30 protein-coding genes are annotated in these 25,590 nt (G+C 72.3%); 22 read left to right on the top strand and 8 right to left on the bottom strand.

Going from position 1 to position 25,590, the window contains the following annotated elements:
* Positions 1-4 precede the first annotated feature (4 nt).
* Positions 5-367 (top strand): hypothetical protein, encoded by a 363-nt coding sequence (locus ACGFZN_RS39105; protein WP_393863254.1) that lies wholly within the window; start codon positions 5-7, stop codon positions 365-367.
* A gap of 114 nt (positions 368-481) precedes the next feature.
* Here ACGFZN_RS39105 and ACGFZN_RS39100 read toward each other — a convergent pair whose 3' ends face one another.
* Positions 482-1,147, bottom strand: a complete 666-nt coding sequence (locus ACGFZN_RS39100) for a restriction endonuclease (protein ID WP_393863253.1) — start codon at positions 1,145-1,147, stop codon at positions 482-484.
* A 324-nt stretch (positions 1,148-1,471) separates the two neighbouring features.
* On the opposite strand from ACGFZN_RS39100, the gene ACGFZN_RS39095 reads away from it, so the two are divergent.
* Together ACGFZN_RS39095 and ACGFZN_RS39090 are read left to right on the top strand one after the other, a co-directional pair.
* The gene (locus tag ACGFZN_RS39095) at positions 1,472-1,840 is read left to right on the top strand and encodes a hypothetical protein (protein ID WP_393863252.1); all 369 of its coding nucleotides are present in this window, start codon (positions 1,472-1,474) and stop codon (positions 1,838-1,840) included.
* A gap of 82 nt (positions 1,841-1,922) precedes the next feature.
* The gene (locus ACGFZN_RS39090) at positions 1,923-2,228 is read left to right on the top strand and encodes a hypothetical protein (protein WP_393863251.1); all 306 of its coding nucleotides are present in this window, start codon (positions 1,923-1,925) and stop codon (positions 2,226-2,228) included.
* A 69-nt stretch (positions 2,229-2,297) separates the two neighbouring features.
* Here ACGFZN_RS39090 and ACGFZN_RS39085 read toward each other — a convergent pair whose 3' ends face one another.
* Positions 2,298-2,579 (bottom strand): hypothetical protein, encoded by a 282-nt coding sequence (locus tag ACGFZN_RS39085; RefSeq protein WP_393863250.1) that lies wholly within the window; start codon positions 2,577-2,579, stop codon positions 2,298-2,300.
* 636 nt (positions 2,580-3,215) lie between these two features.
* Between ACGFZN_RS39085 and ACGFZN_RS39080 the strand changes: the two genes are divergently transcribed.
* The 3 genes from ACGFZN_RS39080 (at position 3,216) to ACGFZN_RS39070 (ending at position 6,152) form a co-directional block, all read left to right on the top strand.
* A complete protein-coding gene (locus ACGFZN_RS39080; protein ID WP_393863249.1) occupies positions 3,216-3,869 on the top strand; it encodes a hypothetical protein in 654 nt (217 codons plus the stop codon).
* A 488-nt stretch (positions 3,870-4,357) separates the two neighbouring features.
* Positions 4,358-4,933, top strand: a complete 576-nt coding sequence (locus tag ACGFZN_RS39075; protein ID WP_393863248.1) for a hypothetical protein — start codon at positions 4,358-4,360, stop codon at positions 4,931-4,933.
* Between the two features lie 259 nt (positions 4,934-5,192).
* Positions 5,193-6,152, top strand: coding sequence for a plasmid pRiA4b ORF-3 family protein (locus tag ACGFZN_RS39070; RefSeq protein ID WP_393863247.1), 960 nt, complete (start codon positions 5,193-5,195; stop codon positions 6,150-6,152).
* Positions 6,153-6,362: 210 nt separating this feature from the next.
* On the opposite strand, the gene ACGFZN_RS39065 is transcribed toward ACGFZN_RS39070, so the two are convergent.
* From ACGFZN_RS39065 to ACGFZN_RS39045, 5 genes are all read right to left on the bottom strand, one after another.
* Entirely contained in the window at positions 6,363-7,496 is a 1,134-nt protein-coding gene (locus tag ACGFZN_RS39065) for a hypothetical protein (RefSeq protein ID WP_393863246.1), read from the bottom strand.
* A gap of 29 nt (positions 7,497-7,525) precedes the next feature.
* On the bottom strand, positions 7,526-8,422 hold the full coding sequence (locus ACGFZN_RS39060; protein ID WP_393863245.1) for an NAD(P)-binding domain-containing protein: 897 nt from the start codon (positions 8,420-8,422) through the stop codon (positions 7,526-7,528).
* Positions 8,419-9,639 carry a phosphotransferase gene (locus ACGFZN_RS39055; RefSeq protein WP_393863244.1) on the bottom strand — a complete coding sequence of 407 codons (1,221 nt, stop codon included), beginning with the start codon at positions 9,637-9,639 and terminating at the stop codon, positions 8,419-8,421. Before ACGFZN_RS39055 ends, ACGFZN_RS39060 begins: the two co-directional genes overlap by 4 nt.
* A 396-nt stretch (positions 9,640-10,035) precedes the next feature.
* Positions 10,036-10,194, bottom strand: a complete 159-nt coding sequence (locus ACGFZN_RS39050) for a hypothetical protein (RefSeq protein WP_393863243.1) — start codon at positions 10,192-10,194, stop codon at positions 10,036-10,038.
* The gene (locus tag ACGFZN_RS39045) at positions 10,191-10,400 is read right to left on the bottom strand and encodes a hypothetical protein (RefSeq protein WP_393863242.1); all 210 of its coding nucleotides are present in this window, start codon (positions 10,398-10,400) and stop codon (positions 10,191-10,193) included. Before ACGFZN_RS39045 ends, ACGFZN_RS39050 begins: the two co-directional genes overlap by 4 nt.
* Before the next feature lie 233 nt (positions 10,401-10,633).
* On the opposite strand from ACGFZN_RS39045, the gene ACGFZN_RS39040 reads away from it, so the two are divergent.
* The 12 genes from ACGFZN_RS39040 to ACGFZN_RS38985 all read left to right on the top strand — a co-directional run bounded on the left by ACGFZN_RS39040 (position 10,634) and on the right by ACGFZN_RS38985 (position 21,964).
* Positions 10,634-11,887, top strand: coding sequence for a helix-turn-helix domain-containing protein (locus ACGFZN_RS39040; RefSeq protein WP_393863241.1), 1,254 nt, complete (start codon positions 10,634-10,636; stop codon positions 11,885-11,887).
* A 16-nt stretch (positions 11,888-11,903) separates the two neighbouring features.
* Positions 11,904-12,377, top strand: coding sequence for a hypothetical protein (locus ACGFZN_RS39035; protein ID WP_393863240.1), 474 nt, complete (start codon positions 11,904-11,906; stop codon positions 12,375-12,377).
* Positions 12,378-12,859: 482 nt separating this feature from the next.
* Positions 12,860-13,150, top strand: coding sequence for a hypothetical protein (locus ACGFZN_RS39030; RefSeq protein WP_393863239.1), 291 nt, complete (start codon positions 12,860-12,862; stop codon positions 13,148-13,150).
* A 516-nt stretch (positions 13,151-13,666) separates the two neighbouring features.
* Positions 13,667-15,739 (top strand): hypothetical protein, encoded by a 2,073-nt coding sequence (locus ACGFZN_RS39025; protein ID WP_393863238.1) that lies wholly within the window; start codon positions 13,667-13,669, stop codon positions 15,737-15,739.
* Positions 15,740-15,895: 156 nt separating this feature from the next.
* Positions 15,896-17,092 (top strand): hypothetical protein, encoded by a 1,197-nt coding sequence (locus ACGFZN_RS39020; protein WP_393863237.1) that lies wholly within the window; start codon positions 15,896-15,898, stop codon positions 17,090-17,092.
* Between the two features lie 74 nt (positions 17,093-17,166).
* Positions 17,167-17,526, top strand: coding sequence for a hypothetical protein (locus ACGFZN_RS39015; protein ID WP_393863236.1), 360 nt, complete (start codon positions 17,167-17,169; stop codon positions 17,524-17,526).
* Entirely contained in the window at positions 17,519-18,256 is a 738-nt protein-coding gene (locus tag ACGFZN_RS39010) for a hypothetical protein (RefSeq protein WP_393863235.1), read from the top strand. The genes ACGFZN_RS39015 and ACGFZN_RS39010 overlap by 8 nt, the downstream gene beginning before the upstream one ends.
* 516 nt (positions 18,257-18,772) lie before the next feature.
* Complete coding sequence (locus tag ACGFZN_RS39005) at positions 18,773-19,507, top strand: hypothetical protein (protein WP_393863234.1); 735 nt, start codon at positions 18,773-18,775, stop codon at positions 19,505-19,507.
* A gap of 2 nt (positions 19,508-19,509) precedes the next feature.
* Entirely contained in the window at positions 19,510-19,893 is a 384-nt protein-coding gene (locus tag ACGFZN_RS39000; RefSeq protein WP_393863233.1) for a hypothetical protein, read from the top strand.
* Positions 19,890-20,336 (top strand): hypothetical protein, encoded by a 447-nt coding sequence (locus ACGFZN_RS38995; protein WP_393863232.1) that lies wholly within the window; start codon positions 19,890-19,892, stop codon positions 20,334-20,336. Before ACGFZN_RS39000 ends, ACGFZN_RS38995 begins: the two co-directional genes overlap by 4 nt.
* Before the next feature lie 46 nt (positions 20,337-20,382).
* Positions 20,383-21,111 carry a hypothetical protein gene (locus ACGFZN_RS38990; protein WP_393863231.1) on the top strand — a complete coding sequence of 243 codons (729 nt, stop codon included), beginning with the start codon at positions 20,383-20,385 and terminating at the stop codon, positions 21,109-21,111.
* A gap of 109 nt (positions 21,112-21,220) precedes the next feature.
* Entirely contained in the window at positions 21,221-21,964 is a 744-nt protein-coding gene (locus ACGFZN_RS38985) for a nuclease-related domain-containing protein (RefSeq protein WP_393863230.1), read from the top strand.
* A gap of 64 nt (positions 21,965-22,028) precedes the next feature.
* Here ACGFZN_RS38985 and ACGFZN_RS38980 read toward each other — a convergent pair whose 3' ends face one another.
* The gene (locus tag ACGFZN_RS38980) at positions 22,029-22,763 is read right to left on the bottom strand and encodes a hypothetical protein (protein WP_393863229.1); all 735 of its coding nucleotides are present in this window, start codon (positions 22,761-22,763) and stop codon (positions 22,029-22,031) included.
* A 229-nt stretch (positions 22,764-22,992) separates the two neighbouring features.
* Between ACGFZN_RS38980 and ACGFZN_RS38975 the strand changes: the two genes are divergently transcribed.
* The 4 genes from ACGFZN_RS38975 (at position 22,993) to ACGFZN_RS38960 (ending at position 25,532) form a co-directional block, all read left to right on the top strand.
* Positions 22,993-23,592 carry a hypothetical protein gene (locus tag ACGFZN_RS38975; RefSeq protein WP_393863228.1) on the top strand — a complete coding sequence of 200 codons (600 nt, stop codon included), beginning with the start codon at positions 22,993-22,995 and terminating at the stop codon, positions 23,590-23,592.
* Positions 23,593-23,596: 4 nt separating this feature from the next.
* A complete protein-coding gene (locus ACGFZN_RS38970) occupies positions 23,597-24,310 on the top strand; it encodes a hypothetical protein (protein ID WP_393863227.1) in 714 nt (237 codons plus the stop codon).
* Positions 24,307-24,885, top strand: a complete 579-nt coding sequence (locus ACGFZN_RS38965; RefSeq protein WP_393863226.1) for a hypothetical protein — start codon at positions 24,307-24,309, stop codon at positions 24,883-24,885. The genes ACGFZN_RS38970 and ACGFZN_RS38965 overlap by 4 nt, the downstream gene beginning before the upstream one ends.
* Before the next feature lie 128 nt (positions 24,886-25,013).
* Positions 25,014-25,532, top strand: coding sequence for an HNH endonuclease (locus ACGFZN_RS38960; RefSeq protein ID WP_393863225.1), 519 nt, complete (start codon positions 25,014-25,016; stop codon positions 25,530-25,532).
* Positions 25,533-25,590: the final 58 nt, after the last annotated feature.

Here is a 25,590-nt window from a genome sequence, read left to right as displayed (position 1 = left end):
ACCGATGGCCTACCAGACCCTCGACGTCGGCGCCTGCACCGATCCGCACAGGGCACTGGAGGAAGCTGGCTTCCTGCTGTGGCCCGTCAGCAGGCCCGAAGAGGCGTTCCACTCGTACTGGCATCAGTTGGCCCGCGAGCTGCTCGCCTGCTACCTGATGGCCGCCGCCATCGACGGCGGATCCCTCGACACCGTCCGCGGTTGGGCCGAGCACCCCTCCGATACCCGCCCCGTGGAGCTGCTCCGCTCTGGCCCGCAGCCCGCACTGGCCGAGCGGTGCCAGTCGGTCCTGGACTGTCAGTACGCGCCCGTGTCGGACATGATCAGCTCCGCCCTGCAGCGCGCCCGCGAGGACCCTGACAGCTGACCCCGTCCCCCGGGCAGCCGACGACCCCAGGAGCGAGCGGGTGAACCGGGAGGCCCGGGGCGACATGGCGGTGGGCGGGACCAACTGGTCCCGCCCACCGCGGCGTTGTGAGACTCAGCGGAGCTGTGGAGGCTTCCGGGGCGGGGGAACAGCCGGAAGGATCTCCCAGAGCGGTCGCCCGCCCCGGGCCCAATGCTCCAGCACCCGCCGGTCGACCAGGTGCAGGCGCTGCTGCCGGGCGAAGTCGCGGGCGGGCCCGGAGATCCTGCCGTTGGTCACCATCACGACGACGTCGCCGCCGTGCACCGGCCTGCCGGTCCCGTTGAGCGTCTGCAGCTCCGGGGTCCCGACGGCCGCGCCGTCCAGCCCCTTCCTGCGGTGCTTGCACTGGATCACCCACAGCCGGCCGAACGGATCGTGCCCCTTCACGTCGGCGCCGAGGTCGCCCCGGCCGCCGCAGCGCAGCGCGTCGCGGGAGCCGTCCCGGGCCAGTAGGTCGCGTACGGCGTTCTCGAAGGCGCTGTGGTGCATGGCGTCCAGCTGGCCGAGCGAGTAGGTCAGGCCCTCAACCCGCAGCTGCGCCGACCGCATCTGGTCAACCTTCCGGTAGGTCCAGCCCGCGCCGGCGAGCAGCGCCAGCAGGCCGAGCACGACGAGGACCCACCAGTGCGCCCACACCCACTGTCCGAGCTTGACCAGCACCAATCCGACGACCACGAGCCCGCCCAGCGCGACGAGCAGATCGTCGTCGCTCTTGCGTCGTCGCCGACGCGGGCTCACCGCAAGCCCCCCGCCGCCATGGCGCACAGGCTCCCGCGGCCCTCCCGGCCGGTGTGATCGACGCCTTCGTATCCCCTGTTCCCGGGCACTGTCCCCCCTCGTGTGCGGCTCCCCGCCACATTCATGACAGCACCCGGTACCGACAGTCGGTCCGCCATCAGGATCACCCGTCCGAAAATCGCTGGCAGACGCCCAACGGGTGCCCACAGTCGAGGAGTTGGCCGCTCTGGATTGTCAGTGCCCCTCGTTACCGTCGAATGCTGCGCCGAGGAACACCCGGCCCCGCCTGGGGGCATCGCCCCCTTTCACCGTCGAGGACCGCCCGTGACCTACGTACGCCCCCATGTCCGCCGCGACGGCACATACGTCAAAGGCCACTACCGCCGCACCCGGCCGCGCACCGCACAGCCCCGTACGGCACCCCGACGCGCTACCCCGCGGCCCCGCCCGGTCCCCGCCGGACCGACGACCTACGTCCGCCCCTACTACCGCGCCGACGGCACCCGTGTACGCGGGCACCACCGGTCCATCAGCCCGCGCACCGTCGCCGTGGCCGCGGGCACCGGCGGGGGATTCCTCCTGCTGCTCCTGATACTGCTGGCCCTGGCCGGCGAACCGGGATCCAGCAGCAAGACACCGGCCGGCACCAAGGCGTCGCCTTCGGCGTCGGCCCCGGCCGCTCACCACCGGTAGGTCTCACCCGCACGAGGATGCGGGCCGGGCCCGCCATGATGAGACCGACCGAGCAGCAGCGACCGCGAGGAAGGAAGGGACCGTGGCAGACGTCTGGGTGCTCTACGAGTCCGCCGGCGGCATGGCGAGCGAGCTGTTCCGCGCCGACGCCATCGACTACCTGCACTCCAACGATCAGCAGGTGGACGTCCGCATCGGCACGGAGAGGACGACGCTCCTGCACGTCAGCGGCAGGCCGAAGCTCCCTGCCGGGTTCGGCCTCGACCTGCTCAAGACGATCGCCCGGACCAGGGCGGAGCAGCAGGGCAAGGCGGTGGACACCCTCATCGTGCCCACGCTGGACGGCGAGACCTGGACGTGGGAGCCCCACCCTCTCCTGGACTACTAGGGACGTCCGTCGACGCGAGCAGGGCCCCGGAGATCCGGGGCCCTGCTCCATGTTCCGGAACGCTACCGCTCAGCGGCGGTCGAAGCGGATCGGGTACGAGACCGTCGGCGTCGGCTTCGGCAGCGGCTTGTCCCAGCCGGGGAACTTCACCGGGTACACGGCCGTCGACTTCGGCCGCGGCGCCTGCTCGCCGGCACTGCCACCGCTGCCCGTCCCGGCGCCGCCGTACCCGAGGACCACCAGGGAGATCACCGCGAAGATGGTCATCTCCCGCCGGGCCCCGGGCGCCCACCGCGAGTGGGACCGGACCTTCGTGCCGTCCGCGCGTTCGTACTCCCTCACGTGCACCATGGCGCTGCTCCCCCTCCACCAGCCCGGCACGCCACGGCGCGCACCGGACGCACCAGGAAAGCAGCCACCACTGACAACACGTCAGGCTACGATCACCGCGCAGGCGGGATTCGGTCAGCCCTTCGCGCAGCTGTAGAGCATGACGCCGACGACGAACACACCGGCGATCTTCAACGTGCCTTTGAGGCCGAACAGCCTGATCAGCATGGACAGGTCCCCCTGAGTGGGCGGCGATCTACACGACAGCGGCCCCATTCTCCGGGCCACGGCCCCGGTCCGTCAGCCCGACGTCCGAAACCGGCCTGATCAAGCGCCCTCGCCCCGCAGCCCCCGCCCGCGGGGCGGTCCGGTGCCACCATGGAGGCATGAGCACGGCTGGGCCGTAACACTGTCTCGGGCCGCACCTACCGGCGCACCCGCCCACGCGGGTTCGCGCCCTGGTCACCCCGGCCGGAGAAGCTGCTGCTGGTCGAGCAGACCCGGCAGGTCCTCGACGAGTACCGCGCCTACCTGCCGCTCACTGCGCGACAGGTCTTCTACCGCCTGGTCGGCCACTTCGGATACCCCAAGGACGAGCAGGCGTACGACCGGCTGCAGGAGACCCTCAACCGAGCCCGCCGCGCCCGGCTGATCCCCATGGGCGACATCCGCGACGACCGCGCCGAGGTCATGGGCCTGCCCGGCGGCTACGACAGCCCCCAGGAGTGGCTGCAGGCGGTGAAGGCGTCCGCCCGCTCCTACGCCCGGCCGCTGGACCAGGACCAGCCCCGAGCGATCGAGGTATGGGTCGAGGCCCAGGGCATGATGCCGATGCTCGCCCGCGTCACCGAGCCGCTCGGCGTCGCGGTGTACGGGTCCGGCGGGTTCGAGTCGGTGTGCGCCAAGCACGGCGCGGCACTGCGCATCGCCCACCGCGAGGTCCCCACCTGGGTACTCAGCGTTGGTGACTACGACCCGAGTGGCTTGAGCATTCTGGACGCCGCCGCCGAGGACGTAGCCGTGTTCGTCGAGGAGCTGGGCGGCACCCCGCCCACCGTGCGGCGGATCGCCGTCACCGAGCAGCAGATCGCCGAGTACAGGCTGATCACCGCGCCGCAGAAACGGACCGACCGCCGCGGCGAGCACATGCCGGCCACCGTTCAGGCCGAGGCCCTCGGTCCCGACCAGCTGGTCGACCTGGTGCGAGCCAGGGTGGAGGAGCTGGTCGACCTGCAGGCCCTGGAACGGGTCAAGGCGACGTCCGAGCGCGAGCGGCAGAAGCTGGTGACGAAGGTCGAGCGGCTGCGCTGACCGTACGGGGCCGGGGCACAGACCGATGGCCGAGCCGCGTGGTACCCGGGGCCTTCGCCGGCCCCGGGACCCCGCTGCCCCCGTCACTCCCCGGCGCGAATCCGCATCGTCGTGGTGCAGATCCGTGCGCGCCAGGGAGCAACGGGGTTGTGGTCAACGGCTGATCTCCGGTGGCCGCTTCCCCACAAGCGCCGGTGCGGCCGGCAGCCGTCTGCGGGAGCGACCCGGGCGATTCAGCGCCTCTGCCACGCCCCGCACTTGCACGGCTTGTCCTTGTCCTGCGGCTGGATCGGGGCACCGCAGTTCCCGCAGCCACCTTTCACCGGCATGGCCTGTACCTCCCGTCTCTCGTAGGGCAGTTGGGAGGCTTCCAGGCGCGGGAGCGGATCTCAAGCAGCAGCAGGAGCAGCGATCCCGGCTGTTCGGTGGCCGTGCGATTCGGGGTGCGGCGAGAATGCCAGCTTCACCACGAGAGCAGGGGCGGGCACGTGAGCACGAGCACGGCCTGGTCGGACGAGTCCTTCCAGGAGCACGACGACACCGGGTTCTACATCATCGCCGCGGCAGTCATCCCGGACGACGCCCGCGACCAGGTCCGCGAGGAGATGCTCCGCCTGCAGGCTCGGCACGCCTCCACCAAGGTGCACTGGACCAAGGCCGACACCGCCCAGCGCGACCAGCTGGCGCGTGCCGTGGCCGCCCTCGACGGGCTGCACGTCGTCGCCGTAGGCGCCCCGGTCCGGCCCCGTCGGCAGGAGCGGGCCCGCGCGCACTGCCTGAACCTGCTGGTCTGTGAGCTGCACGGGTTCGGGGTGGAGCACCTGTTCATGGAGGCCCGCGACCCGGTCCTCAACGCCCGCGACGTCGCCACCGTCCAGCAGGCCCGGTACGCGCTGCCCAAGGACGCCGTCTTCCGCCTGGACCACCTGCCGGGGACGGCCGAGCCGCTGCTGTGGGTCGCCGACATCGTGGCCGGCGCGGTCCGCGCGGAGAAGCTGGGCGAGCCCCGGTACCGGGAGATCCTCGGGGAGCGCGTCATCGACTTCCCCGTCGAGGTGCGCTGAACCGGCCCCAGACATGCGCCAGGCCAGGCTCCCGGTAATGCCCCAGGTCACCTGGCCCCACGACTTCCAGGGGCCCACGACCCCTGACGTCCCTACCAGGCTACCGCGCCCGGCGCGGCCACCGGAAGCGCAACAGGTCCGTCCGGGCCGGCGGCATCCGTGCGACTTCCCTGCAAGGCGCTGACCTGCGGAAAGGAACATCCGTGGAACCTATGAGACCGTTCTACGCGCACGCGCGCGGGCCGCTACGGTGACCGGCGTGGACAGCGTGCACCAGATCAGAGTGTGGATGCCGGAGATCGAGCCCGTGGTGTGGCGGCGCATCCACGTCTACTCGCACACCACGATGTACGGGCTGCACGCCGTCATCCAGGTCGCCATGGGCTGGGATGATTCCCACCTGTGGTCGTTCGGAGCGCGCTGGGACCACTACGGCCACAACGGCGAGGAAGCCTCCGCCTACACCGTGGCGCAGGTCCTGCCCGAGGTGGGCTCCAGCGCCGGATACGTCTACGACTTCGGAGATCACTGGGTCCACCACCTCGAAGTCGAGAAGATCCACCGCCCCGCACCGAAGACCCAGTACCCGCGCTGCAGCGCCGGCCGCCGCGCCTGCCCGCCGGAGGACTGCGGAGGCCCGCTCGGCTACGAGCGCACCCTGCGGGCGATCCGGTCCCGCAAGGGACCCCGCTACCGCGACCTGCGCGAGTGGGGCCTGCACAAGTACAACCCGGCGCACTTCGACCGCGACGAGGTCAACCGCCAGCTCTCCGACGACCCCAAGCAGTGCCGGTACCAGATGCCCGCCCCCTGGCAGGAGGATGTCCTCGACCTCTCCAGCCGCCGGTACCCGGGCCAGCCAGACCCACCAACCGGTCAAGGCGTTGACCACCCCGAGGACGAGCCGGAGGAGGAACCCGCCGAGCCCGAGCCGGCCGACGAGGTGGTCAACGCCTTGACCACTGAGCCGCCGCCCAGCGTCACCGACGCGGTCGACGCCGTCCTGGACGCCCTCGACAAGGTCGACCAGGCCCGCGCCCGGCTCGGCGCAGCCCTCCGGGCCGAGCAGCAGAAGACCGGAGCCAGCGCCAACGAACTCGCCGCCCGCGTCCGCGGCGCGATGTCCCGCCCCCTGGTCCTGCGCGCCCTCCGGCACAAGGACGACGTCCCGGCCGACGAGCAGCAGCCCGCCGGCACTCCGCACCCCCGGGCGGAGTGAGCGCCGCGTCCGCTGGGCAAACGGGGCGTATCGCTCGGTTGTTGCGCTACTTGCGCAGGTACACGCGTGGGCGCGCGTACGCAAGGGAGCCCCGGAGGCTGTGGATGCAGCCTCCGGGGCTCCGACGCCGCCCAGGCCCGAAGCACGGGGATGGCGCTGCACGACGTTCCCGGGGAGGTCAGTTGGCCCGGTGGGGGCCATGCGACGTTCTCACTGGAGACCCGCGAGTTTGGCGAGGAAGTCGGCGTTGGCCTTCACGTCGTGGCCGAGGACGACCTGGTGGTGCCGGAGCGCGGCGAGCCGGTCTGTGATGGTGGCACGGGCCACGTCGTCGCCCCCGCCGTTGATGCCGGGCGCGAGGCCGAAGTGGTCGGGGTAGCGGTCCTCCGTGGCGCCGCTCATGAAGTCGTCCTCGCCGAGGCTCCGGTCGCCCTCGACCACGGCCGGGACGGCGGAGGAGTCGATGCGGGGGAACAGCAGCGTCGCCGCGCGCCCGCCGGTTGCCAGTTCCATGCCGAACCAGCTGGAGAACTGGTCGGGGAACACCTGCACCTTCTTCTCCCGCTTTCCGCCCGGCTCCCACAGCGGCTCGCGTCGGCCGGCCAGCAGCGCGTCGGTGACGTCTTGGTGCTGCGTGGGGTGGAGCTGCTCGCCCGCCTGGAGCCGCTCGCGCACGACGTCGTACAGGCCGAGGGCATCGAGCAGCCCCAGCCCGACGGCCGCCGCCGACGGCCACGGCAGGACGCGCAGCTCACCGCCCACCACCTTGACGAACACCCGGTCGTTGGCGAGCAGCTGGGCGCCGCGGCTGGCCAGTAGCAGCGCCGTGGTGGTCTTGCCCGCACCCTTGGACCCGAACGCGAGCACGGCCTGGTCGTCGCGGACGACGGCGGAGGCGTGCAGGAGCGTCCACCCGTCCCGCAGCAGGGCCGCCCGGATCATCTCCCGCGCGATCCGGGCCGCAGCCAGCGCGAGCGGCTCGGCGGTACGGCCGGCGATGGTGACGTGGCCGCCGAGCTGCTCGGAGCGGTAGGCCAGCCCCTCGTCCGGGGAGACACCGGTGATGGTGCCCGTGCTGTCCCGGGCGAGCAGCAGCCGGGCCTTGGCGTAGGTGACCTCGTCGTGCGGGCAGCTGGTGACCAGGGTGTGCAGGTGGTCGTACGTCTTGTCGTCGATGTCGGCCGTGACGAGCGGACCGGCACAGACGCCGCTCGCGGGGACCTCGAAGGCGTTCCACCAGGACCCGAAGTAGCGGCGGGCCCAGTTGGTGACGAAGGGCGTGTTGCTCAGCACGGTCACGCTCGCGTCCGCGGCCTGCAGCCGGGTTGCGGTGGGGGTACTCACGTTCATCTCCAGTCGGTCGGGTGGCAGGGTCAGGACGGCCGTAACGCCTGGTAGGCGGCACGGAGCTTGATGGCTGCGGCGGACAGTTGTGCCTGCTCGACCGCATCGAGGCGGGGCAGGCACGCTACGGGCTGGCCGGCGGTGAACCGCAACGGAATTCCGAGCCAGTCGTCGCCGTGCCGGGCGCTGAGTTCCTCGGTGCCGTCGTCCAGGCCGAGGGCCTTGCGCAGGGCGGAGAGCACAGCACCGGCGGGCCCGGAGCGGGTGCGGCCCACGCCGTGGCTGATCCGTCCGGGGCGGGTGCGCAGTTCGGCGCGTACCTCCGCAAGGGGGACGGGGACGGGACGGCCGTTGACCGTGGTCGAGGAGGCGCACACCACGGCGGCCTCGCCGTGCTCGCCGATCACGTGCCCGTGCACGGCAGCCGACGGGACGCCGAGGAGGCAGGCGAGGGTGAGCCGGTAGCGGGCCGAGTCGAGGTTCGAGCCGATGCCGTACACCCGCGGGCAGCCGGAGGTCTCGGCGAACAGCCGGCTCATCAGGTCGACCGGGTTGGTCACCACCAGGACTGTCCCCGCGTAGCCGCGCAAGGAGGTGGCGAGCGCCTGGACGACGGGGGCGTTGGCTGCGGCGCCGCCCATCCGCACGTCGCTGGTGTGGGTGTTGGTGAAGGAGGCCCGCACGGCGACGACGACGGCCGCGCAGTCGGCCAGGTCCGCCACGTCGCAGGCCGCGGGACGCACGGGCGAGTTGGTGGCCTGCCGCATGTCGTCGAGGTCGGCGGCGAGCGCCGCCGCCTGGTCGAGGAGGCGGGAGGCGACGAGCAGACGCTCGGGGAGACGGGAGGCCACCAGCGTCGCGGCCACCGTCTGCCCGACCGCCCCGGCACCGATCACGCCGACCGTGTCCACTGCCGCCGGCGTCACGCGGCGACCGCCTGGGCACGGTCGAGGGCCCCGTCCCACACGGCCCCGGTGTCTCCTGCAGCGGCCAGGTCGATGCTGATCCTGTCGACCATCCGGCACAGGTCGACTGCCCGGCCGACCAGGGCCTCGCCCACGGCGGGAAGCGGGAGTTCGACGGGCGCCGACAGATAGGTGGTGAGGATGTTGACGCTGTCCATCAGCCACAGCGCCAGCACCTCGCGCAGCCAGGAGCGGCGTGCCTTGACCGACAGGCCGCCCATCCGGGCGCCGGCGAAAACGCCGATGCCCTGCACCAGGTGCTTGCCGGTCTGCGGACCGGGGCGGGCCGCCGCCAGCATCAGCACGGTGCGGCTGATCAGCTTCGCGGCGTCGACCGCCGTCCCGGCGAGCAGCAGGCCGGGGTCGATGAACACCGGCGGTTGGTCGGTCCCGCCTGGGTAGAGCACGTGTTCCGGCTTGAGATCCCCGTAGGCCAGCACGTGACGGGACGAGGGCGGCAGCACCCGGGCCCGCAGCCGGCGCAGGCGGACGACGACCTGCTGCAGCACGGCGACGACCTCTTCCCGGTCGCCGGCCGGGCACCGGTCGACCCCCAGCTGCTGCATGTAGACGGGCCCGGAGAGCCCGTTGAACTTGCGCTGGAAGGTGCCCGCGATGCTGCGCTCGCCGATGATGCCCGCCGGACCGAGTCGCTGCACGGCGGGCGGTCGGTGAAGGTCGCGCAGCTGCTCGAAGGCCCCGGCCAGCAGTTCAGCGCTTTGCTCAGGCCGGTGTAGCAGGAGCTGGGCCAGGCTCGCCCCGGTGACAGGTTCGGTGAACAGCACGCCCCGGCCCACGGCGGCCACCGGGCAGACCCGCAGCTGCCCGGCCTCCAGCAGGAGCCGCAGCTGGGCAGCCTCCCGTGCGATCAGCGCGTCCGGGCGCAGTACGTACTCCTGCTGCGCCGCGCGGACCTGGTGCCAGGGGCCGCAGGCGCCGCGCAGCAGCGACACCAGGGACACCCCGAGCAGCGAATACTTCGCATACAGCGGGCGGCCGTCTACGGTGATCCGGCGCACGTACCCGGTGACGCTCGGGACGTGTTCGCCGAGGTCGAGGTCGGCGTGCGGCCACTGCTCGGCGGCAGCCGCACCGATCTCCAGGTCCGCGAAGGCGAACACCTCTTCGGCGGTGGGAGTCGGGCTGTTGGGCGAGGTGCTCACGGCTGTGGTGCTCACGTACGCCTCCAACGGTGGTGGATTGACCATCTCCCGGGCACGCCGCGGCGTGCCCGGGCAACGGGTGACGCTGGCCGGCGGGACCGGGGGATGTGACGTCCCAGCCCGGCCCCGCCGGGGTCTACAGGGGGTTGCTACGGCGAGCGCCAGGACCAGGACCCCGCCGCCGCGACGGGGCGCGTGTGTGCTCCGTTCACCGGTCGCCCCAGGTGCCGCGGCGGGCAACCAGTTCGATGGCCGCCCAGGTTGTCGGCCACGGCTCGGTGACTCCGGCCCCATGCCTGGGGCGCAGGTAGGGAACGCCCTCCCGGACATCGGTCAGGACCGCCTGACAGCCTCGGGCCGTGTCCCGGACCAGGTCACCCACCCCCGCTGTTCGGGGAACGGTTTCGCCGGTCACCGGGCCATCTCCGCTTCGAGGCTCCGGCGTCGCGTGATCGCGTCCATGACCCTCACGCTGCCCTCGCCGTCCTCGACGCGGCGCCGGTACTCCTGCCAGTCCTCGGCAGTCCACCCGTCCAGGGCCGACGGGAACGTCTCCTCGCCGCCGGTCACTGGCCAGCCTCCACCGCCGGGACGCCGTACATGCCGGCGCAGCACTCGCACGCACGCAGGCCGCCCACGGGGTACCGGGGCGATGCCGTCCCCGCGCACCACACGCACGACGTACCCGCACGCTGCCGGTCGGTCAGGGCATCCAGATTGATCGTCGGGGCGTCCACCAGCCCCGGCAGGTGGGGCGTCATGCTGCGCGTCGTCATGATCAGTCGCCTCGCGCTCGCGGTCGATGTGGCGTGGTCGTCCCCGACGGGGGTGGCGAGGACGACCACCGGGCCACAACCTGCCCCGGTGCGGGGGTGGTTGGGCTGACACCCAGTCAACGATCACCGTGCGCTGTGGGACCATCACAGATGCGGCATGTGCATACGGATATGCGCCCAGCGGGTACGGACAGGCGCCGTATGCCGCAGGCACTCGTAGCGTGGGGGACGTCGTGGACTTCCAGACAGGCCCGATCCGGGACGCCTCCCGGGCCGGGGACTACGGGCGCGTCATCGAACTGGCCCGCAAGTGGCGCCAGATGACGCAGGCGGCACTGGGGCAGGCCCTGGGCATGTCGCAGTCGGCCGTTTCCCGTCTGGAGAAGCGCGGCTCAGCCTCCTACAGCACCGACGTCCTGGCCGCGGCGGCTGCGCACCTGCAGATCCCGCCGGCGCTGGTGGGTCTGTCAGACGGGCGCACGGCGCAGGTCCAGGTGAGAGACGACGATCCCATGCACCGACGCACCGTCCTCGGTGGCGCGGTCGCCGCGATGGCAGCCCCCATCCTGGCCACCGTGCCGGACTCCCGCGACACGACCGGCGGGCAGGCCGCCGCCCTGCGGCTGACCACGAGCGCCTACCGCAGACTCGACGGCACCACCCCCTCCCGGGACCTCGCCGACGCCGTGGACGGCCATATCCGGCTCATCCAGACCATCACCCGCGCCGCGGCAAGCGACGCGGACCGGGTGCGGCTGGCCGCCGTGGGCAGCGAGGCCGCCTCCTTCGCGGGCTGGCTCGCCTGGGACAAGGGAGATCACGGGTCGGCCCGATCCTGGTACGGCGGCGCCGTCAAAGCCGCCCGAACGTCCGGCAACGCACTCCTGACCGCCTACCAGATAGGCACGCTCGCCCAGTTCGAGGCGCACGCCGGCAACGGCGTGGAGGCCCTGAACCTGGCCCGGAGAGCCCGACGTGTGCTCGGCGACCAGCGCCCGGCCGTCGCCGACGCATGGCTGTCGAGCGTCGAGGCCCTCGGACACGCGGCGGCCGGCGACCAGCGCCGAGCTGACCGGGCCCTCACCGAATCCCGCACAGCGGCCGAGGCGCTGACCGGTGAGCAGGAACCGCCACCGTGGCCGTGGGTGTTCTCCTTCACCCCGGACAAGGTGGCCGCCTGCCGGGTCACCTGCGGCGCACGCCTCCAGATCCCCGAGTGGGTGCTCGCTGAAGACGTGGAGGCCCTGACCACCGGCCACGCGAAACAACGCGCCCTGCTCGTGCTCGACATCGCCGCCGGACACCTCGCCGGCGGACGAGTGGAGGCCGCGTTCGCCCTCGCCTCCAACGCGCTCGACACCGGCCTGCAGTACCGGTCCGGGCGGATCGTGGAACGCGCCCGCGCCGTGCGCCGTAGCCTGAACACCGCCTCACCGCCCAAGGTGGTACGGGACTTCGACGAGCGCCTGCACGGCGTCTACCTGTAGGAGGGGTGAGCACGGTATGAGGGTGGGGATCACCGGACACCGCGGACTGAGCACGCAAGTCGAGGAACAGGTGCGGGCCCTTCTGACCGACCGGGTCAAGGAGTACGACCCGGCCGAACTCGTCGGCGTCTCCTGCATCGCCGACGGTCCCGACTCCTGGTTCGCCCAAACCGTCCTGCAGCACGGCGGCAGGCTCGAGGTCGTCGTCCCGGCCGCCGAGTACCGCCAGGGCCTGCCCGACTGGCACCACCCCGTCTACGACCGGCTCATCAGCCGCGCGGCCGACGTGCACCACACCGGCATGACCGAGTCGACCTCCGAAGCCCATCAGGCAGGCTCGGAGATCCTCGTCGGCCTGGTCGAGGAGCTGATTGCCGTCTGGGACGGGAAGCCGGCGCGGGGCTACGGGGGCACGGCGGACGTGGTGGCGTACGCCGAACGCAACGGCGTCCCGGTACGGGTGGTGTGGCCCGAGGGCGCCAGCCGATGACGGCGGCAACAGACTGAGGCTTCTGGGGTGTCACAAAATCCGGCGGTTGCCGTTTCTCTCTCTGTGACAACACGACCGACGCCCCAAGGCCCGGACAACCGTCTGCACGGGAGACTCCTCGCCTCCCGCCGGGCGGGACACGGCCCCGGACAGCCGTGCCAGCCCAGGGGACACCACCTGACGTGCGAAAACTCGTGTCCCCAAAGCTGTAACGATTCCGGAGGCTGGTCCGTCTAGGGCTAGTGAGAGGCCATGTCACGCATAGGGAGGGGAAGCTCATGCCCGGATCGGGTGATGCTGCCGTACGGCCGCTGACCGCCTTTCTGCCCTGGAGGGAACCGCACCGAGCAACCCCGAACGTCCCGATGCGCCCTAATCGCCCGTCAGTCGTTCACCCAGGGACGGCAGATGAAACCACCCGTCCCAGAAAAAACACGAGACGCGCCCGCGTTTTGGGTACGTACATGAACTGTTCTCGTGGCATGATCACCTGCATGTCTAGGCCCTATGGAAGTCGGGATGTGCGCGAGCGGGAGTACGTGCCGCCCGTCGCGGACTCGAAGTCCAAGAACAAGCTGGTGCGTCTGTCGCCGCTTGTACCGCCCGAAGCTCACGCCAAGGCGTTCGCCAACGCCAGAGCCGCAGGCGTCTCGATGGGCAAGTACATCGCGGAACTCATCATGCGCGACCAGCTCGACGAGAGCGGTCGCCCGGTGTGGGCCCGCGAAGCCTTCGGTGAGCCGGACCAGGGGGAACTCCCCATGACTGGCTGATCATCTGAAAAAGCGTCGAAGGGCGCCAAAAAGCCCCGGTCCACTTCCAACCGGGGCGGCGCCCTACGACGTACCGGGTCCAGCGTCTCTTCCCAGGCCGCTGAAACCCATCGCATCACTGCACTGCTGCTCAACCCGTCCAGAGGCGTCTTCCAAACGCCGCAGTCCCAGAGGTTCCCGGCTTCCAACCGGGGGCCTCGCCCTCGCCGAGGGAGGTGAGTCAAGCCCCACAGACGCTTTCCACGGCGACTGTCGGGCGGTGGTGTCCTAACCAGCCCATATGAAGTTCGGAGCCCAGTTACGCGCCTGGTTGGTCGCGTTGGAGCCCTCCGCCGCTAGGCGGAAGGGGGGCTTCGGCGTGCATATGGAGTTAGGAGCGCCACCATCGTAGCGGACAGCTACGGTGCCGGACAGCTCATGGCCGCCCCCGGAGTGTCCCCGGAGGCGGGCGTGCACAGCCCGTCATCTGCCCCGATTCACAACCCTCATACCGGTGTCCTTCCCGCCCCGCGGGCCGTGAGCGTGGACCTGCAGGACCTGTTCCTGCGGCTGTCCCCGCGGCTTTCGCTGCGCGTCGACACCAAGAACTCTTCGGGCCAGTGGCAGCACAAGTACGTCGAGCGCTCCATGCACTCCCTGCACGGCGCCCCGCGCGGCCCGTACGCCATCTACCTGTCGAGCTTCTTCCGCGCGTTCCGGTGGATCTGCTTCGACCTCGACACCAAGCGTGGCGACGTCCTCCCGGACCTCGCAACTCTGCTGCGCTGGCTGGAGGAGGCCGGGCTGACCTATGTGGTCGCCGCCTCCGGTTCCGCCGGCGGGCGGCACGTATGGGTGGCCGCCGAGACGCTACTGGACCGCCATCTGGTCGAGGCCATCGCCGTGGCCGCCGCGAAGCGTCTGCCCACGCTCGACTACGGCCTGCTGAAGTCCCGCACGGGCGCGGTCCGTCCGATCGGTGCCCCGCACCGCAACGGTGGCCGCAGCGAGCTGCTGATCCCACTGAGCCCGCGCCAGGCCGCCAAGCTGCTCACCCCGGACACCTGTGGCAACCCGTCGGACGCGTTCGTACGGTTGCTGCTCATCATCGACGCGGTCCCGGCCGCCGAGGACGTCCGCCCCAAGGTCGTGGGCCAGTACGAGTTCGCCGAGGTCATCGATGACGACGGCCCCCGGCTGGCCGGCACGCCGCGGACCGCGCTCGACCGCGAGACGATGGCGCTGCTGACCCGACGCCCGCCCGCCGACCGCGTCAGCGAGGTCTGCGGCACGATCCTGACCCGGCTGGCCCGGCGCTGCTGGTCGCAGGGCATGGTGGCCCGCCTGCTGGAGGACCGCCGTTACCGCGAGGGCGGGCTGCTGCACCTGTGCACCTCACCGGGCGTGGGCCCGCTGCGCGTCATGCTCGACGAAGCCGAGGTTGAGGAGAAGTTCGAGCGCCAGTGGGAGCGGTGCGTGGCGTTCGCGGCCAAGCAGCCGATCTGCCAGGAGACGCTGGAGTGGACCGAGAACCTCGCCGAGGTCGTCGCCCTGGTCGAGGAGCTGCAGAAGGCCGCTGACGCCTGCCCGGAACGCTGGGCCACCGAGTCCGGGCCCGCCGACCGCGCCGCGCTGGATCTGTTCTGCCTGCTCGCCCTGCGCTCCGGCAGCACCGTGCTGAGCCTGGACGTCCGCCGGGCCGCCCTCGCCACCGGCTACGGCCGCTCGACCATGCACCGGGCGTTCGGCCGCCTCCGCCTCGACAGCTGGCTGGGCAACGCCGAGGACACCGGTCCAGCCGGCACCTACGAACTGCTCCCCGTCACCGCTTCGCACCCTGCTTTCACCCCTGTTGCCCGGGGTGGGACACAAGGGAACCCGCCCCCCGAAGGGGGAAACCGGCCCACCCTGACCTCCCACCTGGAAAAGCGTCTTGCCGCAGGTCAGGCCGACCTCTTCTCCCACGGCCGCGCCACCGAGCAGCACGCCGGCGGGCTGGGCCACCACGCCGGACGCGTCTACCAGCAGCTGGCCCTGCACGCCGACCGTGCTCTGAGCCTCGCCGAGCTGTGTGAGCGCACCGGATATGCCGCCCGTACGGTCGCCAAGCACCTGGGCAGGATGCGAGACCTGCTGGTCGCCACGCGCGCGGTGATGACGGTCCACCACGAGTGCCCCACCTGCCAGGCCGTGCCCGGAGAACGTTGCCGTACGGCCACAGGAGCCGTTCTCCGCAGCCGTGGAGCCGACCAGCACACTGCCCGACAGTCCCTCGCCGCCGAGCGCTCCAGCACCCCGTATTACCGCCCCCGGTGCGGTTCTCTGGTCGCCGCGGCGAAGGCCCTGGGCACTCACGGCCGCCTCGCCACCCGCGCCCGGCGGTACGCCGTTGAGATCGAGCTGTACCGCTGGTGGAAGCAGGAGGAGGAGTGGATGCACGCCCCCAAGGCAGGCATCCGTACCGGTGTCCAGACCCACCAGGAGCAGACCGCTCTGGTCCTCACGACGTTGGCCCGCCAGCCCCGCCGACGCTACCCGCGCACCGCCGACGGCCGTGGAGATCACGCCGCAGCCAGGGCCCGCATCGAGCGGCGCATCGCCACGGCCTGACCGCCTCCGGCGCTGCTGCTGTGTTCGGTCGATCTTGGGTGCGACCCCCACCCCAGGGCTTGTTATTGGTTCCGGCCAATCCCTGTCAACTGATTGACGTTTACCTGAGAGACCGTCAACCTATTTACGTCAGACCGACTCAGCGAGGAGAACCGCGTGAGCGAACAGACCGTGTCCGTGCCCAAGGTCGAGGTGGCGACCTACCAGGCGCCCCGCGTCACCATCACGGCCGTGCAGAGCGTCATCCCGTCGGAGCCCGTCGCTGGGGCCCACGCGCCCGGGGGCTACCAGAGCGTGCTGCTCAACACCCGCACCGGCGAGCTGAGCTTCCACGAGAGCACCGAGCACCGGGAGTCGTGGAACCCGCGCTGGAAGGCCATCAACGACGTCCCTAAGGAGACCTGGAGGCGCTGGCACCCGGGCAAGCCCTTCCTGCCCGGGTCGGGGCCGCACATGTGGTTCGAGCCCGTCCCGGAGCTGCTCAGCTGGCACGTGGACTCCGGCTTCACCGGCCACCCGTACCTCGACGTCGACGCCGCCAACGCGCTGTTGGACCTGGTCGCGCCGTACGCCCAGCAGCTGCTCGACGGCCTCTTCGAGGCCGGGGGCGAGCTGGACTGGTCGGCCGCCTCCGCGCGCGCCGGCCGCCAGCTGTGCCGCCTGACCTCCCGTCACCGGGAGGCCGCCCAGCCCGAGGTGGACGCCGACTTGGTCGACTTCGCCGACGTCGTCCGGCGCTTCCCCCAGGTCTACCGCCCCGAGTTCCTCGGGCTGTCCCTCGACAAGCTGGCCGAGGAGTGCGAGTACCAGACCCGGTTCCTCGGATCGAACGAGCACTGGCACCCGGAGATCAAGAACGTCTATGGCGCCCCGTACCGCGACGGCAGCGGCGTGGGCCTGGAGGTGCTGGGGGTGCGGTCCTGGTACCGGACCGTGCTGCTGGACGGGGACCCCCGGCCGGCGCGCGACTTCCGCGACTGGGACGCCGAGCACCGCCGCCTCGACGCCAGCGACATCACCTCCGAGACCACCGACACCGCCCTGGACGCCTGGATCAGCAGCGAGGAGACGCACGCCGCGCAGCAGGGGGTGCGCCTGTTCGGCACCAAGGAGGCCGCCTACAGCCACCGCGCCAGGCTGCGCGAGCAGGACTGGGACCGCCTCGCCGTCGTGGGCGCCGAGGTCGCCCGGCTGAAGAAGTACGAGACCGAGCGCACGCGGCTGGTCGCCCGGGTGGTCCACTGGGGCCACAGCGACTCCGACGTCGCCGGACGGGCCCGCATGTCACGGCAGGCCGTGCACAAGCTGCGCACCGGCGACAAGACCAGCGGCGACGCCCCCGAGCAGGCGTGACCCACCAAGACCCGGCGACGGCCGGAGCCATTGGAGCTGGCTCCGGCCGTCCGGCCCATCACCGAGAGGACCAGATGAGCAGCACCACCGAGTTCGCCCTGCTGCGCGCGACCGCCGGCGTCGAGCGCCTGGACGTCGAGCGCGCCGTCCACCCCGGCGACCAGCAGCGCGAGCGGACCTACCTGGTGCACCGCGCCGCCCTCGCCGACCGCGCCGTGCCCGCCCTCGCCGAGGTCGAGGACCCCGCGACCAGCGAGCAGGACGCCGAGGACACCGCCCGTCGCCTGCTGCAGCACGACCGCGCCCACGGCACCGGCCGCGGCCCCGTGCCGGCCGCCGACGCCCGATGGGACACCGACCCGCGCGGCTACGCCCGCCAGGAGCACGCCGCCGCCGTCCGCGACGAGCACGGCCAGGAGCACGCCCGTGACTGAGCTGCACATGAGCCCGGAGGTGCGGGCCCTGCTCGGTCCCGAGGGCCTCGCCCGCGCCGCCGAGGTCTCCCTGACCGACGGCCGGTGCGTCACCTGCCGCCAGCCGCTGGACGGCACCGTGAACATGGTGGTCCGTACGAACGGCGCCTTCACCCACGTCTCCTACGCCCACGACCGGTGCAGCCGCTCCGAAGTCATCCAGATGGGACCCGACTTCGCCCCGGCCACGCCCGCCGACGGCTACGACATGACGATGACCGCCGCCGTCCTCGACCACGGTGGCGCCGACCTGCCCGTCCTGGTCGCCGAGACTGTCGGCAAGGCGTACGTCGTCACCGACAACCCCACCGGCGAGCTGACCAACATCGTCGCCAGCGACCTGCTCGCCCGGGGCTTCCACCTGGTCTCCCGCATCCGCCAGGCCCCGGCCCAAGTACCCGAGTGGATCGGCGTGCTGCTGCTCGACCACGGCCCCGCCGGCGAGGACGGGCTGCTCATCCTCGACCCCGAGGGCGAGAAGTTTTTCGTTGGCACCGTCGAGCTGCCGGACGGCTGGCTGCAGCTGGCCGCCCGCTACGGCTGGGCCGTGCTCTACGTCGGCAACGTCGGGCTCGCCGAGCTGCGCCACGACGACAAGGCCGCCACCAAGGCGCTGCGCGCCGCCGCCCAGGCCGGGCAGCTGGTCGGCGCCCGCATCGCCGTCGGCAGCCCGCCCCCGCCCGGGGCGTAGCCGGGACGCGGCCACAGGGATGGGGCTGGACCAATTGGTCCAGCCCCATCGCGCGTGTGGGGCCAGGGTTTCCAGCGCCCCCTACGCGCGAGGCGGGCGGGAACTGGAGAGGCAGGGGGCGGGCCGTCTCGCAGTAGGCCGGCCGCCGTCCCGGCCTTCACCGCCGCGCGCGGCGGTACCCAAGGGGCTCTGCCCCCTGGACCCCCGGCCATCCTGCGGAGGGGGCAGCAGGACGCGCAGGTGGGTGGGGAGTTGGGGTGGGTCGCGGCGCTCCCTCGCTGGCCGTCCCTCCGCACCATGCCCTACGACCGCCCGGGGGCAGCTCCGCAGGCTCCGCCACCCCCGAACGCCCGCAGGGCCCACCGTGAGTGCCGTCCAACGAGGGAACACCGCTCAGGCCCGACCCACGGCGCGCGTCGCGCCGGACAACCGTCCCCCGGGAGACGTCCCGGAGTCTCCCCTCCCAGTTCTCGCAAGCGCGTACCTTTGGTACACGTAGCGCGGTACCATTGGTACATGAGCGCAGTTGAGTACGAGCACCCGATCCGCAGGGTCCGCGACGAGATCGCCGCCGTCGTGGACCGCGCCAAGGACGGCGGGGCCATCACCTACGTCACCCGCAACGGCGAGCGCGTCGCCGCCGTCGTCCCCCTCCCCGTCGCCGAACGCGGCACCCGCCCCGCCGGCCGCACGGCCGTCGACTCCCGCGGCGAGCCGCTCCGGCCGGCACCGTCAGCGGCGGGCGGGCGCTTCACCTGGGATGCCGGCGGACCCTCACAGCAGGAGGTCGATTGGACCCGGGCCGGGCTGGAGGCCCTGCACGCGCAGCTGACCACGGTGACCGCCGAGACCGCCGCCCTGCTCGGCATCGTCGGCCAGGCCCTCGCCGCCGTCAGCGACCGGCACCTGGGCACCGTCCAGGAGCTGCTCGACTCCATCGGGCCGCGCCTCGCCCTGCCGGAGGGCGCGCTGTCCGACGCCGTCGAGATCTACGACGAGCTGACCCGCCCGGACGACGCCCTGTGCGTCACCTGCCGCGAGCCCATCGGCACCTTCTACGGCCACGAGGGCTGGCAGCACTACCGCATGGCCCTCAACAAGCACGGCATCAACGCCACCGAGCTCTACCAGGCCGAGGACGGCCACACCCCCGAGCCCACCTACGTCCCGCGCACCCGCCGCGCGTTCGCCGACGGCCGCGTCGTCGCCCCGTACGACGACCCCGCCGCCCCGGCCGCCGAGGAGAAGTAGCCGTGCTCTGGTTCGTCGGTACCGTCCTCTTACTCGCCCTGCTCGCCGCACTGCTGACCCCGTTCCTGCTCCGGCTGGAGCAGGAACGCCGACAGCGACGGGGCGATGAGCACTACCGCAAGCAGCTGCAGGCCGCCACCGACGACGCCATTACCACCGCCGTGCGCGCCCGGCTCGCCGAACCCGTCGTCGACCTGCACATCACCATCCCGATGCGCATCACCGTCGGCGACGTCATCGCCCGCGCCCACGAGGACTTCGCCCTGGACGTCCCCCGGGACCACGCCGCGGCGATGCTGCGCCACCGCCTCGAATTCCGCGGCCACGCCCGCTGGCCCGACCTGATCACCGACGCATTCGACGACGAGGAGGACCACACCCCATGAACATCCGCCAGCTGCTGCGCCGCCGTACGTCCGCGCCCGCCGCCCGGCCCGTTCACTACGCCGACACCATCACCTTGACCATCACCGACGGCCTGGAGGTGCTGCGTACCGACGGCAGCACCTGGGACCTGTGCGCGGGGCACGACCACGAGTGCCGGACCGTGGCGCAGGTGCTGGATTGCCTGGTGTGGGAGAGCCTCGCCTCGATCCCGCCCGCCCCGCAGTTCGACCTCCACATCGAGCCGACTCGCATCGTCCTGCCGGGCGTCGAGCCCTTCGTGGCCGTCTTCTACGGCCCGGACGAAGACTTCCCCACAGGGCGCACCCTCGACGAGACCGGCGTGCCCGTGTGCTGGCGAGCGGTCGCCGAGGCAGCCGGCGCGTCCGCCGCCGACGCGGCCGAGTCCATCGGCTGCCCCTCCTGCCAGCACCCGCAGAGCTGACCGAGCCGTTCCTCAACCCGCCCGCCACCACCCAGGAGCGACCCTCATGACCGACACCGCGCCGACGCTGCTGCCCGCCCACGAGTCCTTCCTCGCCGACTTCTTCGACCTGGAGGAACCGCTGCTCATCTGGCTCGACCAGACCACCCGCGACGCCCGCGCCGGAGCGGACGACCTCTACACCCTGCCCGCCGGCCTCGACGGCGAGGCCGTGCACGCCGCATGGGGCCGGATCTTCGAGGCCCTGCCCGAGGGGCTGCGCGACGAGCGGCGCACGCTCCTCACCGGCGAGGAGCACGCCACCGGCAACACGGTGCTCGGCGCCGACGGCTACGAGTACACCCCGCTGTACGCCGCGCCCGTCGACCAGGCCGACGTCGAGGTCCTGGTCACGCTGCTCGACCACTGCCGCAAGGCCCTCGCCCGCGAGACCGGCTACGCCGACCTGCGCAGCCTGCTCGACCAGGCGGGCGAGCAGTACGGCACGGACCGCACCCCGGAGACCGCCGAGCAGGTCGTGGCCCGGCTCGCCCGCGCCGTCGCTGTGCTCCAGATGCAGGACGACGACACCGCGGCGCTGCTCGCGGCCGTCACCGCGGCCGTCACCGCGGCCGGCCCCGACCGCCGCATCGAACTGACCGCCGACCAGGAGCAGGCCGCGACCCGCTACTTCGACCGGCTGATCACCGCCACCACCGAAGGCAAGCCCGCCGTGGAGCGGGCGCTGGCCCGGTTCGTCGAGTTCGGCGACACCGGCCGCCCCTCCGGAGCCTGAGCGCCCAGCACGCCTTTCGGGGCCGGGCGCAGGCGCACTGACGCCGTGTCGGTGCGCAGCGCTACGGTCCCGGTACAGGCAGCAGCAGCGAAGCAGGAGGGGGACGTTCATGACGATGGCACCGGGACGACGCGGAGGCGCAGGCGCCAGCGCCCGCCAGGTCGCCGAGGCGGCCCGCGCCGCCGAGCGCGCCGCGCAGCACCGTCGGGCCAAGGTCGCGCTGCCCGTCACCGCGGCGTGCGCTGTGGTGTTCGGCATCGCCGCGGCCGTCGCCACGGTGTGGCAGGCCGGCCTGGTCGTGGCCGTCGCCGTCGCGGCGTACGGAGTCCGGCAGACCTACCGCCGCGCGGACAACTCCTGGGCCAAGGGCGCGGCCGGCGAGGTGGCGACCGCCCGGTTACTGGCCCCGCTCGCCCGCCGCGGCTACGCGGTCCTGCACGACCGGGCCATCCCCGGGAGCCGGGCGAACCTGGATCACCTGGTAATCGGGACCGCCGGGGTCGCGTACGTAGATTCGAAGGCGTGGCGCTCGAAGAAGTCGAAGCTCAGGGTGGAGGGCAGCACCCTGCGGTACGGCCGCTACGACCAGAGCGAGGACCTGCGCAAGGTCGTGTGGGAGGCCGAGCAGGCGGCGCGCGTGCTGGGGTGCGAGGTTCGGCCGTTCGTCGCCGTCCATGGCGCGAAGGTCCCCGGGCCGCGGGGACGCCTCGAGGTCCAGGGCGTCACGATCGTCTCCGCGAAGAAGCTCCCGCGCCTGCTGCAGAACCTGATGCCCCAGCCGGGCTGGACCGCCGACCGCATCACCGCCGTCGAGCAGCTGGCCGAGCAGCGCCTGCCCCCGCACGGCAGCTGACCGCACATCAGCAACGACGAAGGGCCCGGCAGCGCCGGGCCCTTCCGCATGTCCCGTGCAGTTGTCAGTCCGCGCGGTCCAGGTCGAGCAGCACCCGCAGACTCTCCCCCGCCGCCCACCGCTGCAGCTGGCCCCGGTCGACCAGGCGCACGTTGTTCTTCGCCGCCCACACCACCCGCTGCCGGGCGAAGGAGCCGGAGGACACGATCAGCAGCAGCGGCGCGGGCCCCCCGGTCTCCTCCGGACCGTCGTCGTCCGGGGCCGCGCTCACCGGGCGCAGCGTGGCCGCCGAGCGCGGCCCGTCCTGCCCGGCCGCCGTGAGCCCGCGCTCGAAGGCGCAGCCCATGCGCCGCCCGCTGGGGTCGTTGCCGACCAGGTGCACCGTGCCCCGGTCGTTGACCAGCACCCCCTTGGCCGTCCACCCGTCACGCCGCAGCAGCCGACCGACGATCCGGCGGAACTCCCGGTCGTCGGCCGCGTCGATCTGGTCGAGGGTGAAGCGCACCGCCCGGCGCCGGTTGCGGGCCGCGACCTCTCGCCGGCGCAGCACCACCGCCCGGACCCCGTACGCGAAGACGCCCGTGGCGAGCAGCGCCGCCCACCAGCCCAGCCGCGCCCACAGCCAGCCGATGACGGACAGCGGTAACCCGATGGCGACCGCGACCGCGGCGAACGCCGGCGCGACCTCCCACCAGCGCGGCCCGTACTCGCCGCGCAGGATCACCTGCAGTTCCTCACGCTGACGCCACGCGCGTCGGGTCCCCTCCGGAGACCGGCGCAGCGGCCACACGGTGCTCACCCCCACCACCCCCAGTCGTGCACGGACGCCCATGTCATATCTGCCCGCCCGGGTCCGCGTACAGCGGCGCCGCCGCAGATCAGCCTCGCTCATCAGTCCGCGCCCACCTTGGCGGCTAATAACAAGCCCTGGGGGGCGCCGAGCCGCCCCAGCGAAGCCGATCCGCCCCTATCCGAGAGTTTGACAAGTTCGCTTGTCGTCAATGGGTCACGACAACTACACTTGTCTCATGACCGATGGCAGCCCTTACTGGAACGACCTGCTCAAGCTCCGCGACCCCGCGTGGAGCGAGCCCACCAAGGCGCAGCAGGACAAGCTCACCGCCGACGTGCAGCGCCTCGCCTACCGCCTCGGAGGCGAGATCTGGAGCCGCGCCGACGAGATCGCCGACGTTCCGCCCAGGACCCGCGACGCGGTGATCGGCTACGCCCCCGACCGCTACCTGGCCACGCTGCGGGCGCTGCGCGCCGTCAAGGACGCCGCCGACGCCGCCGCCACCCTCATCGCCTCCGAGGCCGGGCACCGTGGCGCGGGCTACCCGCAGCTGGGCAAGGCGTGGGACATCACCCGGCAGGCCGCGCGGCTGCGCTGGCCCGGCGCGGTGAGCGTCATCAACGAGGCGAACAACCGCGAGCCCATCCACTTCGAGATGTACGGCGGCGAGGCCCGCGTCTCCTTCCACCCGGAGGAGGGCGGGTGGTGGTGGATCGCCACCGCAGCCAACCGCAAGGTGCAGGAGGCGCCCGCCGACCTCACGTACGACACGAGCGAGGAGGCCGCTGCCGCCGCCGGCGCCTTCCTTGCCGCCAACACGACAGACGGAGAGTGACCCCATGCCCCTGCTCGACGGCCCCGCACTGGTCGCCCGCACCTTCCGCCTGCACGAGGTCTCGCTGACCTTCCACGAGGCTCTCGCCATCTGCGATGTGGTGGGGATGACCTACCTGTGCGCCGACCCGACCCCCGACCTCGACGACGTCGCCGCCGGACTGCACGCCACCTTCGTCGAAGTCGGCAACCCTCTGCTCGACTCGAAGGCCGAGCCGTGGTTCGACCTCGACGTCGAGGCGCTGCTGAGGAAGCTGGACCAGTGGACTCCGGAGCAGACCCGGGCCGTCGTCGAAGCCGCCGCCCAGTACGGGACGCTCCCCGCGCTCACGCCCGAGGGGCAGAGGCTCGCCGTCGTCGGGCTGTACCGCGACGAGGAGGAGGACTACGAGGACGACGTGGTGGTCAACGGCACCCACGTTCTGGCCGGCGCCCTGCAGCAGCTGGTCGCGGAGTACCCGACCGACGCGGACACCGCACCCCTCAGCCGGGTCAGCCTCACCGATCCGGCCGGGAACGCGGCAGCCGACGTGAACCTGCAGCCCGGTCACCTGCCGTGGCTCACCCGCCTGATCTCCGACGAGATGGCCACCTGCCGCAACGCCCACAGCGACGGCACCGGGCGCTGCGGGCACTGCCGGGGCACCGGCCTCGCGGGCCGGCCCGGCACCGCCGCACCGCTCGACGAGCCGCCCGCCGACGACGGGAGCCGCCCGTGACGTCCGTCACACCGCCGTCGTGCCCGGACTGCTCGACCGTGACCGAGCGGATCGAGGTCGAGGGCGAGGAGGTCTGGCGCTGTACCGCGCCCGACTGCACCCGCGGCACCTACGGCACCGGCGACGAGAACGACGACCAGGACCTCCCCGGCTACACCGAGACCGACGAGCACGGCGCCATCGTGTGCTTCCACGGCACCGGCGACGTCGACATCGAGGCGACCGCCGAGCTGGCCGCCCAGGACGGACCCGACGACGAGGACCAGGACGACGACGCGGGCACCGCGCCGGCCATCGCGGTGTGGGAGCCCGAGGCGCGCGAGATCCGCGTGAAGGATCTCGCCCACGTCCTCGCCGGCGGATGGGTACGGATCTACGGCGACCCGCCGGAGGGGTGGCGGCACTTCACCGAGGCCGCCTACGACCCCGACCACCACACCACCGTCGCCATCACGTACAGCGACGGGGAAGTGGTGCGCGAGTGGCCGTGGCCCCAGGCCCTGCTCGTGCACGCGGACCCCGACACCATCCCCACCACGACCCGGCCGGGCCCCGCCCGGCTGGTGCAGCGGTGAACTTCCCCAGCGGGCAGCGGCCCGCACTTCCCCACGGCGAGCTTCCCCGCCCGGCCCGTGGGGAAGAGGCCGACGCCGCTTTCCCCAGCGGGGAACCGCCCGGCGCCGGGGAAGGTGGGGAAGTCGACATGTCTTCCCCACCGGGGAACGGCGTGCCGTGGGGAAGGCTGCTCGCCGATGGGGAAACCGTCGCGCGGTACTGGAGCCACGTCCTGCGCAGGGGCCCGGACGACTGCTGGTGGTGGACCGGCGGGCTGAGCGACACCGCGCACGGAACCTTCCGCGCGCTCTCCCTCCCGGGCAAGACCCGGCGCGGCACCGTCCCCGCCCACCTCTTCGGCTACCGCCTCGCTCACGGCGTCGATGCCATCCCGGCCGGCATGGTGGTGCGGCACCGGTGCGACGAGCCGCCGTGCCAGAACCCCGCCCACTGGCTGCTCGGCACCCGGGGCGACAACAACCGCGACGCCGCGAGTCGCCGCAGGTTGGCGGGCCACGCGCTCGCCGACGTGCGCGGCGCGATCGGCCGGGCACGGGCGGTCCAGGCCGCCATCGCCGCCGCCGACCCCGACCACCTCGACGCGGCGATTGCCGCCGCGCTCGCCGCCGGCAACCCGACGGGGGCGCACCAGGACTCTCTCTTCTGACCGACCGGCAGTACCCCGGGGCGGGACCAATTGGTCCCGCCCCGACGCGTGCGCGGAG

This window comes from Streptomyces sp. NPDC048192, from assembly GCF_043202415.1.
Classification (GTDB): domain Bacteria; phylum Actinomycetota; class Actinomycetes; order Streptomycetales; family Streptomycetaceae; genus Streptomyces.
The sequence above is the reverse complement of the archived record's forward strand: the minus strand, read 5'-3'. Positions and strand labels throughout refer to the sequence as shown.